Source organism: Embleya sp. NPDC056575 (assembly GCF_042793325.1).
Taxonomy (GTDB): Bacteria; Actinomycetota; Actinomycetes; order Streptomycetales; family Streptomycetaceae; genus Embleya.
On record NZ_JBHTVA010000209.1, the window covers coordinates 1 to 1,025 of the forward strand.

The 1,025-nt window shown below is 70.0% G+C and carries 1 protein-coding gene; it reads left to right on the top strand.

Going from position 1 to position 1,025, the window contains the following annotated elements; genetic code table 11:
- Window positions 1–1,025, top strand: a 1,025-nt coding sequence (locus tag ACFRCG_RS48810) for a LamG-like jellyroll fold domain-containing protein (RefSeq protein WP_380043134.1), incomplete at both ends; no start/stop codon positions are given.

Consider the following 1,025-nt stretch of genomic DNA (forward strand, 5'->3'; position numbering starts at 1 on the left):
CGACCCGGTCGACTACGTCTTCAACGACGCCCGCTACAAGCCCGACAGCGCTCCCGAACGGCGCCACGGGGTACGCGGCCGGGCGCTGTACTTCGACGGGTACTCGACCGTCGTCACCGCCCAGGGCCCCGGCACACTCGATCCCACCGGTGGCATCACCCTCGACGTGTGGATCGCCCCCTACGCCTACGAGCAGGGGATCGACGGCAAGCCCCAGGCACTGGTCAACCAGCACGCCCCGGACGCGAAGACCGGATTCCTGCTCGGTCTGCGCCGCTTCGGGCAGCTCGTCTTCCAACTCGGCTTCGGGACCGACCTGATCGAGGTCCAGGGTGCCTCGGACCAGCCGGCCGCCAAGGGCAGGTGGACGCACGTCGCCGCCACCTACGACCCGGCAGCGCGGCAACTGCGCCTTTATCGCGACGGCCAGCTGATCGGCACCGCCACCACCCCGGACAAGGCCCCCATACTGACCTCGGACCAGCCGCTGCTCATCGGACGGCACAACACACCCACGCTGCTCAACGGCGAGTTCCACGCCAACATGTACATCGGCCTGATGGACAGCCTCGTGATCCGCCCGGGCACCCTGGACGACCCGACGGCGCACAGGGAGCACGCCGACACCATCGCGGCCCTTCCCGGTCATCGCGTGCCCCGGCCGGACCTGCTCCAGCAGCGGGCCCGTTACGACGGCGACCGCCACCGCCCCCAGTTCCACATGCTGCCGCCCTGGCACTGGATGAACGAGCCGCACGCGCCCGTGTACTTCAAGGGCAAATACCACATCTTCTACCAGCACGATCCCTTCGGCCCGTACTGGGGCCAGATCCACTGGGGGCACGCGGTCAGCACCGACATGGTGCACTGGCGCGACCTCCCCATAGCCCTCGCACCCGCCGCGGACTCCATCGGGCCGGACGGCTGCTGGTCGGGCTCGGCCCACGTCGACGGCGACCGCGGCCCGGTGCTCTTCTTCACCGGCGGCGACGACCGCCTGCCCTACGTCCAGCGCACCGGGCTCG